The 15,536-nt window shown below is 57.8% G+C and carries 12 protein-coding genes, 1 other RNA gene and 1 pseudogene; 9 read left to right on the top strand and 5 right to left on the bottom strand.

What is annotated here, in order from left to right:
• Positions 1-51 precede the first annotated feature (51 nt).
• From ssrA to AC3GOJ_RS06985, 5 genes are all read right to left on the bottom strand, one after another.
• Positions 52-415, bottom strand: a transfer-messenger RNA (tmRNA) gene (gene ssrA / locus AC3GOJ_RS06965).
• A 29-nt stretch (positions 416-444) separates the two neighbouring features.
• Positions 445-1,110 carry a phosphoglycolate phosphatase gene (gene gph, locus AC3GOJ_RS06970; protein ID WP_488236743.1) on the bottom strand — a complete coding sequence of 222 codons (666 nt, stop codon included), beginning with the start codon at positions 1,108-1,110 and terminating at the stop codon, positions 445-447.
• Positions 1,110-1,829: a bifunctional 2-polyprenyl-6-hydroxyphenol methylase/3-demethylubiquinol 3-O-methyltransferase UbiG gene (ubiG, locus tag AC3GOJ_RS06975; protein ID WP_488236744.1), complete on the bottom strand. Its 720-nt coding sequence runs from the start codon at positions 1,827-1,829 to the stop codon at positions 1,110-1,112. Before ubiG ends, gph begins: the two co-directional genes overlap by 1 nt.
• Positions 1,830-1,962: 133 nt before the next feature.
• A complete protein-coding gene (locus tag AC3GOJ_RS06980; protein WP_488236745.1) occupies positions 1,963-2,598 on the bottom strand; it encodes an OmpA family protein in 636 nt (211 codons plus the stop codon).
• Positions 2,599-2,663: 65 nt separating this feature from the next.
• A complete protein-coding gene (locus AC3GOJ_RS06985; RefSeq protein WP_488236746.1) occupies positions 2,664-4,004 on the bottom strand; it encodes a TRZ/ATZ family hydrolase in 1,341 nt (446 codons plus the stop codon).
• A 125-nt stretch (positions 4,005-4,129) separates the two neighbouring features.
• On the opposite strand from AC3GOJ_RS06985, the gene gyrA reads away from it, so the two are divergent.
• From gyrA to AC3GOJ_RS07030, 9 genes and pseudogenes are all read left to right on the top strand, one after another.
• Entirely contained in the window at positions 4,130-6,688 is a 2,559-nt protein-coding gene (gene gyrA, locus AC3GOJ_RS06990) for a DNA gyrase subunit A (protein WP_488236747.1), read from the top strand.
• A gap of 15 nt (positions 6,689-6,703) precedes the next feature.
• On the top strand, positions 6,704-7,804 hold the full coding sequence (serC, locus tag AC3GOJ_RS06995) for a 3-phosphoserine/phosphohydroxythreonine transaminase (RefSeq protein WP_488236748.1): 1,101 nt from the start codon (positions 6,704-6,706) through the stop codon (positions 7,802-7,804).
• 59 nt (positions 7,805-7,863) lie between these two features.
• Positions 7,864-8,943, top strand: coding sequence for a prephenate dehydratase (gene pheA, locus AC3GOJ_RS07000; RefSeq protein WP_488236765.1), 1,080 nt, complete (start codon positions 7,864-7,866; stop codon positions 8,941-8,943).
• Positions 8,944-8,992: 49 nt separating this feature from the next.
• Positions 8,993-10,105, top strand: coding sequence for a histidinol-phosphate transaminase (gene hisC, locus AC3GOJ_RS07005; RefSeq protein ID WP_488236749.1), 1,113 nt, complete (start codon positions 8,993-8,995; stop codon positions 10,103-10,105).
• Positions 10,106-10,117: 12 nt separating this feature from the next.
• Positions 10,118-10,978, top strand: coding sequence for a prephenate dehydrogenase (locus AC3GOJ_RS07010; RefSeq protein WP_488236750.1), 861 nt, complete (start codon positions 10,118-10,120; stop codon positions 10,976-10,978).
• A gap of 9 nt (positions 10,979-10,987) precedes the next feature.
• Entirely contained in the window at positions 10,988-12,946 is a 1,959-nt protein-coding gene (locus AC3GOJ_RS07015; protein WP_488236766.1) for a bifunctional 3-phosphoshikimate 1-carboxyvinyltransferase/cytidylate kinase, read from the top strand.
• A 131-nt stretch (positions 12,947-13,077) separates the two neighbouring features.
• The gene (rpsA, locus tag AC3GOJ_RS07020; RefSeq protein WP_488236751.1) at positions 13,078-14,775 is read left to right on the top strand and encodes a 30S ribosomal protein S1; all 1,698 of its coding nucleotides are present in this window, start codon (positions 13,078-13,080) and stop codon (positions 14,773-14,775) included.
• A 7-nt stretch (positions 14,776-14,782) separates the two neighbouring features.
• Positions 14,783-15,061: pseudogene (locus tag AC3GOJ_RS07025) on the top strand (integration host factor subunit beta); the annotation flags it as partial.
• A 166-nt stretch (positions 15,062-15,227) separates the two neighbouring features.
• Positions 15,228-15,524, top strand: coding sequence for a lipopolysaccharide assembly protein LapA domain-containing protein (locus AC3GOJ_RS07030; protein WP_488236752.1), 297 nt, complete (start codon positions 15,228-15,230; stop codon positions 15,522-15,524).
• Positions 15,525-15,536 lie beyond the last annotated feature (12 nt).

Genomic DNA, 15,536 nt, shown 5'->3' on the forward strand with positions numbered 1-15,536 from the left:
TAACGCGCTATAAAAGAGAAAGCCTGACCATTTCTGGTCAGGCTTTTGAGTTGGTGGAGCCGGCGGGAATCGAACCCGCGTCCGAAAGTCCGCGACAAGCAGTTCTACATGTGTAGTTCGGTCAATTGAATTTAGTCTTGGCGCGCCGGCCGAACAGGCTCGCTTCAGACGATTCACTAAATTTTCGAGTCGGGCCCCGTGACATGACCAAACCTTATCTCGTGTTCATGATCCCGATGTAGCTTTCGCTACCTGACCCATGAGCAAGTCAGTTCGGGAGCCAGCTGCAATTAAGCAGCTAGAGCGTAGCGCTCGTCGTTGGCGATTGTGTTGTTTTCAGTTGGTTTTACGAGGTAGCTGAGCCTCGACATGCCCTGTCTTGCTTTGTAACCCCCGTCGAAACCAGGTCGGCCCCGTGAGTCTTACATCACATAAGTGGGGAGTCTAGCACAGGGTTTCAAGCAGGTCGTGCAGATCTTTCGGGGTGCGCACAATATAGTCAGCGTTCCATTGCTCGATGGGCGGTCCATCACCCAGGTAACCCCAGCGTACCGCCACGCTGGTCATGCCGGCGGCATGGGCGGCCTGCACATCACGCAGGTCGTCGCCCACATAAAGGCAGGCTTCTGGCGCTACATTAATGGCTTGGGCCGCATGGAGCAGGGGATCGGGTGCGGGTTTGGGGTTGGGCGTGGTATCACCCCCCACGGTAATGGCGCAGCGCTCGGCGAGACCGAGTTGCCGCATTAACGGCTGGGCAAAGAATTCCACCTTATTGGTCACAATGCCCCAGGGTAGACCACGGGCTTCGATACCCTCTAGCAGTTGCGGGATGCCGGGAAAGAGTTTCGTATGAACACATAAGTTGTGTTCGTAGAAAGACAGAAAGCGCAGTCGGGCGTGTTCAAAGCCAGGGTCATCCGGCGTGAGTCCCACGGATTCTTTGAGGAGGCCACGGGCACCCTGGGAGGCCAGAGGGCGGAGAATCTCGACAGGCAAAGGCGGCACCCCATCGGCCAGGCGCAAACTGTTGGCCGCGTAGGCGAGGTCAGGCGCGGTATCAGCGACCGTGCCGTCTAGATCAAAGAGAACTGCCTGAATTTTAGGCATCAGGCGCTGCGACGCAGATGAACCATGTAGTTCACGCTGGTGTCGTCGCCTAGACTGTACACCTTGGTGAGCGGGTTGTAGCTCATACCGGTCATGCTGACCAGATCCAGCCCGGCTTCGCGTGCCATGCGCACCAATTCGGCCGGTTTGATGAACTTGGCATAGTCATGCGTGCCCTTGGGCAGCATGTTGAGGATGTATTCCGCACCAATAATGGCGAGCAGATAGGCTTTGGGATTGCGGTTGAGCGTAGACAGGAAGACATCGCCACCCGGTTTGACCAGTTTGGCGCACGCCGTAATGGTTTGTGCCGGGTCAGGCACGTGCTCCAGCATTTCCAGGCAAGTCACGGCATCAAAGCTGCCGGGATGTTCGGCCGCCATGGTCTCAGCCGCAATGTGGCGGTAGTCGACCTGCTGGCCACTTTCCAGGAGATGCAGTCTGGCGACGCCCAGTGCTTTGTCGGAGAGGTCGATGCCGGTGACGTGCGCACCTTTGGCCGCCATGGATTCCGACAGGATGCCGCCACCGCAGCCAATATCAATGATCTTTTTGCTACTCAGGCCGATGGCCTGGTCAATCCAGTTCAGACGCAGGGGGTTGATTTCGTGCAGCGGTTTGAACTCGCTGTTCGGGTCCCACCAGCGGTGGGCCAGATCGGAGAATTTCTGGACTTCAGACGGGTCTGCGTTGGTGCTTTGTTGGAGCGGGGCGTTCATGACAGTCTTTGCAGTGCTGAGAGAATGCCTCGATTATAAAGCCAGGGGCTGTGCTCTGGGGCAGGGCTGGTTCTGCGGGCATTAAAAAAGCCACCCGAAGGTGGCTTTTTCTCGTGCTTTGAAAACCGGGCGATTACTTGGTGCCGATGATTTCCAGAACTGCACGACGGTCCGGCTGCAGGCAGTCGACCAGCTTCTTGTTGCTGCCGTTCTGAGCGCCACCGATCTTGTCACAGGTCTTGCCTGTGACCGGGTTAGCTTTGCCCTTGCCTTCCGTGTAGATCTTGTCAGCCGGGATACCCTTCGAAACCAGGTATGCCTTAACCGAGTTGGCGCGATGCTGCGACAGCTTCAGGTTGTAGGCGTCCGAACCGATACGGTCGGTATAACCAACAGCAACGATCACTTCAACTTTCAGTGCCTTGGCTTGTTCAACAACATTGTCCAGAGCCTTCTTGCCTTCCGGCTTCAGGTCGGCCTTGTTGAAGGCGAACAGCGTGTCGGCAGCCAGGGTGATCTTGGCACCAGCCGGAGCACCGGCCTTCTTCATCGTGCCATCGCACTCTTCAACGGCGTTAGCCGGTGTCCAGTAGCCAGTGCGCCAGCACAGGCCAGCACCGCTCTTGACGACGTTAAAATCCTTGTCGACCAGATAGGCAACGGTGCCGTTCGGGTCGATACCAGGGGTGGCAGCGTGCGCAACGGTAGCACCCACGCCCAGGCCGGCAACGATTGCAGCCAGGACGGCTTGCTTAGCAGAAATACGCATGGTCATTCCTCATTCGTGTTGTGATGGATAACAGCAGGAACGGGCACTCCTTTGTTTGAGCACACCTAACCTCTGAACCGATTCTGCCATGTTTTGGCTTTGGCGTATATCTCTTCCTGCGAAATTTGCGTTAAGTGTTTCATTTTTACAACAGGTTGACCGTCGACCCAGACGTCGGTGACCTGTTCGCGGCCAGCGCTATGCACAATTTGTGATGCCGGATCAAATACCGGGAGTGTTCTGGCATCGTTCAGTGATATTGCACACAGGTCAGCGTGCTTTCCGATCTGCAATGATCCGATTTGGCTGTCGAGGCCAAGAGTGCGGGCACCGCCCAAGGTTGCCATATATATAAGACGATGTGCGGGTAAGAGGCTGGGGTCCTGCTGCACACCTTTAGCGAGTAGACCCGCCAGACGCATCTCGGACAGCAGGTCGAGCCGGTTGTTACCGGCGGCACCGTCGGTGCCCAAGCCGATGTTAATGCCGGCGGCATCCATATCGCGGGTGCGGGCAATGCCCGATCCTAATTTAAGATTGGCTGCCGGGCAGTGACTAATGTGCATATTGTGACGGGCGACCCGGGCGATGTCTTCGTCATTGAGCGCCACAGCGTGCACTCCCAAGGTTTGGGGGCCAAGAATACCCAGGCGTTCCAGGCGTTCCAGGGGGCGCTCTCCATGTTGCTCCAGGCTCTGGATGACCTCGTGCTGGGTTTCATGGATGTGAATATGAATGCCCAGCCCGGTCTGGGCCGCCAGCGTCGCCACTTTTTCGAAGGTGGCATCGGCTACAGTGTAAGGGGCATGCGGTGCCAGCATGAAGCTCAGTCGGGGGTGGTTCCTTAAAGCGTCGCGGGTCGTCAGACCCCGGTACAGATAGTCGTCGGCGCCCAGACCGTAGGCCGTGGGCACTTCAAACGCCAGAATGCCCAGGCTGGCCCGGATACCGGCCTGATCCACGGCTTCGGCGGCGGCCTCCGGAAAGAAATACATGTCATTGAAGGTGGTGATGCCCCCCAAAAGCATTTCGGCACTGGCCAGTAGGGTGCCATCACGCACCATTTCGGTGCTGACCCAGCGGCTTTCCAGGGGCCAGATCCAGTCTTCCAGCCAGGTTTTGAGGGGCTGGTCGTCGGCAATGCCGCGCATCAAGGCCATGGCCGCATGGGTGTGCGTGTTGACCAAGCCGGGGATCAGTACATGCTCAGGCAGAATCTCGGTGGCTGCGGGGGCGTATTGCTGTAAGGCCAACTCACGGGGGAGGAGATCAGCAATCCGGCCCTGGTTGATGATCAGGGCGTGATCTTCCAGGACCAGATCGCGTGGTTCGACCGGAATGATCCAGCGCGGGCAGATCATCAGGTCGACCGGCGTGTACTTCCGAGCATGTTCGTGGTGTGGCATGGTCTGCATGTTAAACTTGAACAATTTTTCCGGATACTGGTTTCCGACGATTTTGTCGCCTAACCACCCGTTTTTTACCGGAAAGTTTCTGAACCGTAACATTTTTGCCCAGTCACGAAAGTTCTATGGACAATTTCGCCAAAGAAACACTGCCGATCAGCCTCGAAGACGAAATGCGCCGTTCGTACCTCGATTACGCCATGAGCGTGATCGTGGGGCGCGCCCTGCCAGATGTGCGGGATGGCCTCAAGCCGGTCCATCGCCGGGTGCTGTTTGCCATGCACGAGCTGAACAATGACTGGAACAAACCTTACAAGAAGTCGGCTCGTGTGGTCGGTGACGTGATCGGTAAGTACCACCCGCACGGCGATACCGCGGTGTACGACACCATCGTTCGTATGGCGCAGGATTTCTCGCTGCGTTACATGCTGGTGGATGGTCAGGGTAACTTTGGCTCGGTCGATGGCGATAACGCGGCAGCCATGCGTTATACGGAAGTGCGTATGGCCAAGATTGGCCACGAGCTGCTGGCCGATATCGAAAAAGAAACCGTCGACTTCGGGCCGAACTATGACGGTTCGGAGCAGGAACCCCTAATTCTGCCCGCCCGTATTCCGAACCTGCTGATTAATGGCTCGTCGGGTATTGCCGTGGGTATGGCCACGAACATTCCGCCGCACAACCTGTCGGAAGTGGTCGCGGCCTGTCTGGCCCTGCTCGAGAACCCGGATCTGACGATTGATCAGCTAATTGACATTGTTCCGGCCCCGGATTTCCCGACCGCCGGCATTATTTACGGTATCTCGGGGGTGCGTGATGGTTACCGCACCGGCCGTGGCCGCGTGGTCATGCGTGCCAAGACCCACTTCGAAGATCTGGACAAGTCGGGCAACCGCCAGTCGATCATTGTTGATGAGCTGCCGTACCAAGTGAACAAACGCACCCTGCTCGAGAAGATTGCCGAGCTGGTGAACGAAAAGCGCATTGAAGGTATTTCAGAAATCCGCGATGAATCGGATAAGTCCGGTATGCGCGTGGTGATTGAGCTGAAACGTGGCGAGATCCCCGACATCATCCTGAACAATCTGTACAAGATGACGCAGCTGCAGGATACCTTCGGTATGAACATGGTGGCGTTGGTCGACGGCCAGCCGCGCCTGCTCAACCTGAAGCAGATGCTGGAATGCTTCCTAGCACACCGCCGTGAAGTGGTAACCCGTCGAACGGTCTTTGAACTGCGCAAGGCCCGTGATCGTGGCCACATCCTCGAAGGTCTGGCCGTTGCGCTGTCGAACGTGGATGACATCATCGCCTTGATCAAGGCCGCGCCGACCCCTGCGGATGCCAAGGTCGGCCTGATGTCCCGCGTCTGGCGTAGCCCGCTGGTTGAAGAGATGCTCAAGCGCGCCGCAGCCGAAGCCTCGCGCCCGGAAAACATTGCGCCGGAATTCGGCATGAGGGAGAAGGGTTACCGTCTTTCGGACGTTCAGGCGCAAGCCATTCTGGAACTGCGTCTGCAGCGCCTGACCGGTCTGGAGCAGGATAAGATCGTCAATGAATACCGTGAAGTGATGGAAAAGATTGCCGACTTGCTCGACATTCTGTCCAAGCCGGCGCGCATTACCGAAATCATCGTTCAGGAACTAACCGATGTGCGCGAGCAGTTTGCCATTGGTACCAAGGACAAGCGTCGCTCGGAAATCGTCACGTACACCCAGGATCTGGGTGTCGAAGATCTGATTGCACCGCAGGACATGGTCGTTACCCTGTCGCATACCGGTTACATCAAGAGCCAGCCGCTGACTGATTACCGCGCTCAACGTCGTGGGGGTCGTGGTAAGCAGGCGGCAGCCATCAAGGACGACGATTTTGTCGAGCACCTGTTCGTGGCCAACACCCACGATTACATCCTGTGCTTCAGCAACCGCGGTCGTTGCTACTGGCTCAAGGTTTACGAAGTGCCGCAGGGCTCGCGGATCTCGCGCGGCAAGCCCATCGTCAATATGTTCCCGCTGGACGAAGGCGAAAAGATCAACGCCATTTTGCCGGTCAAGGAATTTGCCGAAGACCGTTACGTCTTTATGGCCACCTCGCTGGGTACCGTGAAGAAGACGCCGCTGTCGGATTTCTCTAACCCGCGTAAGGCCGGCATTATCGCCGTGGCGCTGGATGATGGAGACTTCCTGATTGGCGCCCAGTTGACCTCAGGCAGCAACGACATCATGCTGGTCTCCGATGCCGGTAAAGCTGTCTGGTTTGACGAAGAAGATGTGCGTCCGATGGGTCGCCCGGCGCGTGGTGTGCGTGGCATGAAGCTGCAGAAGGATCAGACGGTGCTATCGCTGCTGGTGGCCCATGATGATGCGGAAACCGTGCTGGTGGCCACCGAAAACGGTTTTGGCAAGCGCACGGCGCTGGCTGATTTTCGTCACTCGGGTCGTGGTACGCAAGGCGTCAAAGCCATTGCCGATAGTGCCCGTAACGGCAAGGTTGTTGCCGCCAAACTGGTGAGCGATGAAGACGAAATCATGCTCATCACTACCGGTGGTGTACTCATCCGCACCCGCGTCAAGGAAATCCGCGAACTGGGTCGTGCGACTCAGGGTGTGACGCTGATCTCTCTGGATGACGGCGAAAAACTGGCGGGTCTGGAAAAGATTGTAGAAACCGACGACGAAGAATAATCAAGGCTGAATAACATGCGTCTCTGGAACTTTGCGGCAGGTCCTGCCACCATTCCTCTGGCCGTACTGGAGCAGGTGCAGGCAGAGTTGCCTGATTGGCACGGGGTGGGGTGCGGGGTCATGGAAATGAGCCACCGCGGCAAGATCTACACCGGTATCTATGAAAAGATCGTGACCGATCTGCGCCAGCTCATGGATATCCCTGAAGATTACGCCATCCTGTTCTTGCAGGGTGGTGCCACCCTGCAGTTCTCCCAGATTCCAATGAATCTGCTGGACGGCGGTTCGGCCGATTACCTGACCACCGGTGCTTGGTCGGAAAAGGCAGTCAAAGCCGGTCAGCGTCTGTATGGGGATGCGATTCGTGAAGCCGGCACTAGTGCCGATGCATCGTTCACGCGTCTGGTTGACCCGGCCTCGATGCAGCTCAACCCGAACGCCAAGTACCTGCACTTCTGCAGCAACGAAACGATTGGTGGCGTTGAAGTCTTTGACCTCAAGCAGCTGGGCGGCGCAGTGCAGAAAGACGTGCCGTTGATCGCCGATATGTCGTCGAACATTCTGTCACGCCCGATGAATGTGCGCGATTACGGCATGATCTACGCCGGTGCACAGAAGAACATTGGTCCGGCCGGTGTGACGCTGGTCATCATCCGTAAGGATCTGCTGGGCAGGGCTGCAAAAGCCATCCCGGCGCTGCTAGATTACACCGAGCAGGAAAAGAATACGTCCATGCTCAACACACCGCCCACCTTCGGTATCTATATGGCCGGTCTGGTGTTCGAGTGGCTGCTCAAGCAGGGTGGTCTGCCGGCCATTGCCAAACAGAATCAGGCCAAGGCTGAATTGCTGTATCAGGCCATTGATGGCAGTGGTGGTTTCTATACCAACCCCATCGCCAGGGATTGTCGCTCCTGGATGAATATTCCTTTTACGCTCAAGGATCAAGCCCTGGATCCGCTCTTCCTCGAAGCGTCGGACAACGCCGGCCTCCTCGCGCTGAAGGGGCATAAGCTGGTCGGTGGCATGCGTGCCTCGATCTATAACGCCATGCCCATGGAAGGTGTACAGGCGCTCGTCAGTTTCATGAATGACTTCATGAAACGTCACGGCTAATTGAGACGCAGATCAACCGGAGCTGTGTAATGAGTTCAGGCAACACCGCAGGTGAAACGATCCAGGATGCACTGGCTGTCGTTCGTCAACGCATTGATGGTATTGATCAGACCATGCTGGAACTGCTCAACCAGCGTGCCCAGTGCGCGCGCGAAGTCGGCGAGATCAAGGCACGCTTTGGTGATGATGGATTCATCTATCGCCCCGAGCGTGAGGCGCAAGTGCTGCGCCGCCTGCAGGATCTGAATCAGGGGCCGCTAGCCGATGAAACCATTACGCGGTTGTTCCGCGAAGTGATGTCAGCCTGTCTGGCACTGGAGCAGCCGATTGGCGTGGCTTTCCTCGGCCCACTTGGTACCTTCTCGGAATCTGCCGCCGTCAAGCAGTTTGGTCATGCAGCGCGTCTGTTGCCACAAGCCTCGATTGATGACGTGTTCCGTGCGGTCGAAGCGGGTCACTCAGACTATGCTGTCGTGCCGGTGGAAAATTCCACCGAGGGCGCCATTGGTCGTACGCTGGACTTGTTGCTCGGTACCTCGCTCAAAATTTGCGGTGAGGTGGTGGTGCGCATTCATCAGAACCTGTTGTCCAAGGCCTCAGGGCTGAATGACATCACGCAGGTAGTGTCCCATGCGCAATCACTGGCGCAGTGCCATGAATGGCTGAATCGCCATCTGCCTGATGTGCCGCGCATTCCGGTGGCCAGTAACGCGGAAGCGGCCCGTCTGGCCGCCGAGAATCCGACCTGGGCCGCGATTGCCGGCGAAGCGGCGGCCGAGCGTTATCAGCTGCCGCATCTGGCCAGCAGCATTGAAGACGAACCGAATAACACCACGCGATTCCTCGTCCTGGGTCGTTTCGCCGCCGGCCCATCCGGGCAGGATAAAACTTCGCTGATTCTGTCCACGCCCAATCGCACCGGTGCGCTGCAATCACTGCTGGCACCTCTGGCCGAGGCTGGTGTGTCTATGACCCGCCTCGAGTCGCGCCCGGCGCGACATGCGCTCTGGGAATACGTGTTCTTTGTGGATATTGAAGGCCATGTTGATGCCGAGCCGGTGAAGACTGCGCTCGCCAAACTGGCAGCGGACGCCGCCTATCTCAAGGTGCTGGGTTCCTATCCGATCGCTGTGTACTAATTTCCGAATCGCTTCACGGTTTCACGATGACCTATAACGGATACCTGCCATGAGCCTGCTGGATCACGCGCTGTCGAACATCAAGAAAATTGCCCCCTATCAACCGGGCAAGCCGATCACCGAAGTGGCTCGAGAGCTGGGCTTGCCGGTTGAGTCGATCATCAAACTGGCCTCGAATGAAAATCCACTGGGCATGAGCCCCAAGGCGCGTGCCGCGGTGCAGGCAGCGATTGATGGCCTGGCCCGGTATCCGGATGATTTCGAATTGAAGGCGGCGCTGGCCAGACATGCCAGCGTGGCTACCAACCAGATTGTGCTGGGTAATGGCTCGAACGATGTGCTAGAACTGATTGCGCAGGTGTTTCTGGCCCCGGGGCGCTCGGCTGTGTTTTCGGCGCACGCCTTTGCCGTCTATCCGCTGGCCACGATGGGTGTGGGCGGTGAATGTATCGCCGCACCTGCCAAAGATTATGCACATGATCTGCCCGCTATGCGCGCCGCTGTGCGTGACGATACACGATTGGTCTGGATCGCCAACCCGAACAACCCTACCGGCACCTTCCTGCCCTACGCCGAGCTCAAAGCATTTATTGCCAGCCTGCCCAAGGACGTGATCGTGGTTCTTGATGAGGCCTACAACGAATATCTCTCGCCGGCGCTGCGTGTGGATACGACCGAATGGCTGTCGGAGTTCGACAACCTGGTCATCACGCGAACCTTCTCCAAGATTTACGGTATGGCGGGTCTGCGGATCGGTTTTGCTCTATGTAGTGTGGCGGTGGCCGACCTGATGAACCGTGTGCGTCAACCCTTCAACTGCAATAATCTGGCACTGGGCGGCGCGATTGCTGCGCTGGAAGATGCTGATTTTCTGGCGGAAAGCTATGAACTCAATGCTGCCGGTATGCAGCAGATCGTTGCGGGTCTGGATGCCTTGGGGCTCAAGCATCTGCCGTCTCATGCCAACTTTGTGACCTTTCATGTCACAGATGCCGGGGGTGTGAACCAGAAACTGCTCAAGCAGGGCGTGATTGTGCGTCCGCTGGCCGGTTATGCGATGCACGACTGGTTGCGGGTGACCATTGGTACCGAAGCTGAAAATGCGCGTTTCCTTGATGCACTCAAATGCGCGCTCAAGCTTGCCGTGCAAGCCGGCGTCTGAGAAAGCAACGCGATGCACTTTGGCAAGGTTCTGATTTTTGGTGTGGGTCTCATTGGCGCATCATTTGCCCGTGGCCTCAAGGCCGCCCACGCCGTCGATGAGGTTATCGGGTTCGGTCGGACGCCCAAAAGCCTGAAGGCGGCTTACGACCTAGGGATTATTGATGAAGTGGGCATTAATCCCGGCGCCGATGTCCGCGAAGCGGATCTGATTCTGGTCGCAACACCCGTCGGGCAGATGCCGGAGATTTTTGCCCGTATTGCACCCTACCTGGGCGAACATACGATCGTGACGGATGCTGGCAGCACCAAGGGCGATGTTGTGGCTGCAGCCCGTGAGGCGTTTGGTGAAAAAATCCGCCAGTTTGTACCGGGGCATCCGATCGCCGGTGCAGAGACCAGTGGCGCTGCAGCCTCACGCGTTGATCTGTATCAGGGCCGCAAGGTGGTGCTGACGCCGTTGCTGGAGAACGCGGTCGAAGATATCGAAAAGGTGAAACGCGCCTGGGAGCTCTGTGGGGCCGATGTGCGCATTCTCGATGCAGAAACGCATGATCGGATCTTTGCCGCTGTCAGCCATCTGCCACATCTGCTGGCCTTTGCCCTGGTCGATGAATTTGCCCGCCGTCCGAATGGGGAGCAACTGTTTGATTATGCGGCAGCCGGTTTTCGGGATTTCACGCGGATTGCTGGTAGCCACCCGGAAATGTGGCGGGACATCTCCCTCGCCAATCGCACGGCCCTGCTGGCCGAACTGGATCGTTACAGCGCGGCACTGATGCGCTTGCGACAGGCGCTGGTCAATAGCGATGGCGAGGCACTGGCAAGTATTTATGGCAATGCGCGCGATGCGCGCCAGAATTGGTCACACTGAATGAGCACACTGCATTTTCTTGATCTGCCGGGCATGTTGTCTGCACGGGGCACCGTGCGTCTGCCGGGCTCCAAAAGTCTGTCGAACCGGATTCTCTTGCTGGCGGCGTTGGCCGAAGGCGAGACCGAAGTGCGTGATCTGCTGAAATCTGACGATACGGACCGGATGCTGGAAGCCCTGAACATGCTGGGCATTGCCGTGACGCCGGTGGGTGAGGGTGCGAGTGTCAACGCCATTAAGGTTCAGGGTTGTGGCGGCAAAATACCCGTTAAAACTGCCGACCTGTTCCTGGGTAATGCCGGTACCGCCTTCAGGCCCCTGACGGCGGCACTGGCACTGGCCGGTGGCGCGTATCGTTTATCGGGTGTAGCGCGTATGCACGAGCGCCCCATTGGTGATCTGGTCGATGCCCTGCGACACCTGGGGGCTGATGTCGTTTACGAAGTCAACGACGGCTATCCACCGTTGAAAATCAGTCCCGGCGTTGATCATGGTGCCCAAACGGTGCCGGTCAAAGGCAATGTGTCCAGCCAGTTTCTGACCGGGCTGCTGATGGCGTTGCCCTTACTGGATCGCACGATTACCGTGGAAGTGGTAGGTGAGCTGATTTCCAAGCCCTATATCGAGATCACGCTGGCCACCATGCGCCGCTTCGGTGTTGAGGTGCAGCGCGATGGCTGGCAGCGGTTTACGGTGCAGGCGGGCGCACGTTATCGCTCACCGGGCGTGATTTATGTCGAAGGCGATGCCTCGTCGGCCTCGTACTTTCTGGCGCTGGGCGCGATTGCCGGTGGTCCGGTGCGTGTCGAGGGTGTGGGTGCAGACTCGGTGCAGGGCGACGTTCGCTTTGCTGATGCCCTGGCCGCCATGGGCGCCCGTATCACCATGGGACCAAACTGGATTGAAGCATCGGCGCCGGTAGACGGCGTGTTGAAGGGCATTGAGCAGGATTGCATTGCCATTCCTGATGCCGCCATGACGCTCGTGCCGGTGGCCGCGTTTGCCCAGGGGCCAACCCGGTTGACGGGGATTGCCAGCTGGCGCGTCAAGGAAACGGACCGTATTGAGGCTATGGCCAACGAGCTGCGCAAGCTTGGCGGTACCGTGGAAACGACCGCCGACACGCTCACGGTTTATCCGCCGGTGGACGTGTCGGCCTGGCATTGTGCCGAAATCGAAACGTATGACGATCACCGCATTGCCATGTGCTTTTCGCTGATGACGCTGGCGACGCCGCTGCGTATTCTGGACCCGGGCTGTACGGCCAAGACCTTCCCGGATTATTTCGAGCGTTTTGCCGAAGTCACGCAGCCGGTGCCGGTGATTACCATTGATGGTCCCTCGGCATCGGGTAAGGGAACCGTGGCGCAACGGGTCGCGGATGCGCTCGGCTGGCACTATCTGGATTCGGGCGCGCTCTATCGTCTGACGGCGCTGGCCGCCCGTAAGGCGGGCGTGGACTGGAACGATGAAACGGCGGTGGGACAGATTGCGGCGCAGCTACCGGTGCGCTTTGTCGGAGGTCAGACTTTCCTTGGTGCCGAAGTGGTGGATGATCAGATGCGTACGGAAGAGATGGGGATTGGTGCCTCGACGGTCGGGGCCTTGCCCACGGTACGTGATGCTTTGCTGCTGCGACAACGCGCCTTCCGCCGGACGCCCGGTCTGGTGGCCGACGGGCGGGATATGGGCTCGGTGGTTTTTACCGATGCCGCTACCAAGATCTTCCTGACAGCAACCGCGGCCGTGCGCGCCGAACGGCGTTACAAGCAGTTGATCGAAAAAGGTTTTTCCGCTAATATTAAAGAGATTCTGCAGGATCTGGAGGATCGGGATGCCCGCGATGCGGCGCGCCCCGTGGCACCACTCCGGCAAGAAGCCGATGCCCGGCTTCTGGAAACGTCTGATCTGACCATCGTTCAAGCGGTGGATCAGGTACTGGACTGGTTCGGCAACAGGGCGTCGTAACCCAACGACAACGGGCGGGTCCGGGTGGCCGATCAACGGCTGCAAGGGCAGGCTTTTTGTCTTTTTTAACTACCCACCAGGTGGCGCTGTTCCGGATTTCTGTACAGTGCTTTTCAGGAAACAACCCTCTCATGTCTCAAGCTGATACGTTCGAAAGTTTTGCCGCTCTATTTGAAGAAAGCCTTGCCCGCCAGGATATGCGCGCAGGTGAAGTCATCACCGCTGAAGTGGTGCGCGTTGACCAGAACTTTGTGGTCGTCAACGCCGGACTCAAGTCCGAAAGCTATGTCCCCGTACACGAATTCCTGAACGATCAGGGTGAACTGGAAGTCGCTGTTGGCGATTTCGTCCAGGTCGCCATTGAATCGCTCGAAGATGGTTTCGGCGAAACCCGCCTGTCGCGTGATCGCGCCAAGCGTATTGCAGCCTGGAATGCTCTGGAAGCTGCTCTGAACGACGGTTCGCTGGTCACTGGCGCCATCACCGGTAAGGTGAAGGGCGGCCTGACGGTGATGGTCAACAGCGTTCGCGCATTCCTGCCGGGTTCGCTGGTCGACACCCGTCCGGTCAAGGACACCACGCCCTTCGAAGGTAAGAGCATGGAGTTCAAGGTCATCAAGCTCGATCGCAAGCGTAACAACGTTGTGCTGTCGCGCCGCGCTGTTCTCGAAGAGAACATGGGCGAAGACCGCCAGAAGCTGCTGGAAACCCTGCAGGAAGGCGCCATTATCAAGGGCGTCGTCAAGAACATCACTGACTACGGTGCATTCGTTGACCTCGGCGGCATCGATGGTCTGCTGCACATCACTGATCTGGCTTGGCGCCGTGTCCGTCACCCGTCCGAAGTTCTGGCCGTGGGCGATGAAGTCACTGCCAAGGTCCTCAAGTTCGATACCGAGAAGAACCGTGTCTCGCTGGGCCTCAAGCAACTGGGCGACGATCCGTGGGTCGGCATTTCGCGCCGTTACCCGGCACAGACCCGTCTGTTCGGCAAGGTCACCAACCTGACCGACTACGGTGCGTTCGTTGAAATCGAGCAAGGCATCGAAGGTCTGGTCCACGTGTCTGAAATGGACTGGACCAATAAGAACATTCATCCGTCCAAGGTGGTTCAGCTGGGTGACGAAGTTGAAGTCATGATCCTCGAGATCGACGAAGACCGCCGCCGTATTTCGCTGGGCATGAAGCAGTGCCAGTCGAACCCGTGGCAGGATTTCGGCCTGAACTTCAAGAAGGGTGACAAGATCAAGGGCGCTATCAAGTCGATCACCGACTTCGGTATCTTCATTGGCTTGGAAGGCGGCATCGATGGTCTGGTGCACCTGTCGGATCTGTCCTGGAATGTTGCCGGCGAAGAAGCCATCCGCAACTTCAAGAAGGGCGACGAAGTTGAAGCCATCGTTCTGGCCATCGACATCGACAAGGAGCGTATCTCCCTGGGTATGAAGCAGATGGACGGAGACCCCTTCACCTCCTTCGTGGCCATGAATGACAAGAACAGCCTGGTCAACGGTACTGTGAAGAGCGTTGACGCTCGTGGCGCCGTGATCCAGCTGGCTGATGATGTCGAAGGTTACCTGCGTGCTTCCGAGTTCGCCCGTGACCGTATCGATGATCTGAGCCAGCACGTCAAGGTTGGCGAAACGCTCGAAACGATGATCACGAATGTGGATCGCAAGAGCCGCTCGATCAATCTGTCGGTCAAGGCCAAGGATCAGGCTGAACAGCACGAAGCCATGCAGAAGCTGGCCTCGGACAGCGCTGGCGCAGCCACCGGCACGACCAATCTGGGCGCGTTGCTGAAGGCCAAGATGAACCAGCAGGGCTAATCAGCGAATGACCAAGTCAGAACTGATCGCACGGCTGGCGGAGCGCTTTCCCCAGCTGGTTGCGAAAGATGCTGAGCTCGCCGTTAAGGTGATTCTGGACGCGATGGCAGAAGCGCTCGCTCATGGCGATCGCATCGAAATTCGCGGCTTCGGCAGCTTTTCGCTTAACCATCGTCCGCCGCGTGTCGGTCGCAACCCGCGTTCGGGTGAGCGTGTCGAAGTCCCCGAGAAGTGGGTTCCCCACTTTAAGGCGGGTAAAGAACTGCGCGAGCGGGTCGATGCGGCGGATCTGACCGATGTCATGAGTGGTTCTGATGAAACCGAGTCGCCCGTTTTTGCGGTAGCGGCCCAGGGTTCGGTGAACGCACTCTAAGCTGAAAGCCTCAATTGCGGTACACTAAAAGCGCTGGTGAAAACCAGCGCTTTTTTTATGTCGTGCTCAGGAGACAAAGATGCGTGTGATCGCATGGTTGATTCGAATTCTGGTGTTTCTGATTTTTCTCGGATTTGCGCTGGAGAACACAGAACCGGTGGTCATCAACCTGTTCCTAGGCTACTACCTCGAAGCGCCGCTGGTCGCAGTGCTGCTGGCCGTGTTAGTTGCCGGCTGCTTGATAGGCGTGTTGTTGATGCTGCCCGGTTTACTGCGCCATCGTCGAGAAGCTGCCCGGTTGCGCCGTGAAGTTGCTCGGATTGGCGTGAATGCCTTGCCGAAGGAATCGGAAGCACAGGCGGCTCCCAAGCTTTGAAAGAAAAACCAT

It is taken from the genome of Fluviibacter sp. (genome assembly GCF_057744235.1).